The following is a 255-nucleotide window of genomic DNA, read 5'->3' as shown; positions in this document are numbered from 1 at the left end:
AAGCCCGGCAACTGGTGCAGCGCGTGGTGTGGCTGGGCAGCATTGAGTTGATCGTGGCGGCGCAGGCGGTAGACCTGCGCGGCACGGTTCAACTGGGGCAGGGCACCCGGCGTATTCATCAGGCGGTGCGCCGCCAGGTGGCGCACCTGGATCAGGATCGTTCGGGGTCGGTGGATGTGTTGGCGTTAAGCGCATTCATCGAAAACGATGGCTTGAAACCCATTCTCTAAACCAATGAAGACCCAATGTGGGAGC

The 255-nt window shown here is 61.2% G+C and carries 1 pseudogene; it reads left to right on the top strand.

The features are described from left to right. Positions 1–230: pseudogene (locus tag HX846_RS35575) on the top strand (phenylalanine ammonia-lyase); the annotation flags it as partial. Between the last annotated feature and the right edge of the window lie 25 nt (positions 231–255).

The sequence above is a fragment of the Pseudomonas sp. K5002 genome, assembly GCF_013386655.1.
Lineage (GTDB): Bacteria > Pseudomonadota > Gammaproteobacteria > Pseudomonadales > Pseudomonadaceae > Aquipseudomonas.
Note: the sequence above shows the minus strand (reverse complement) of the source record. Positions and strands in the feature narration are given on the sequence as shown.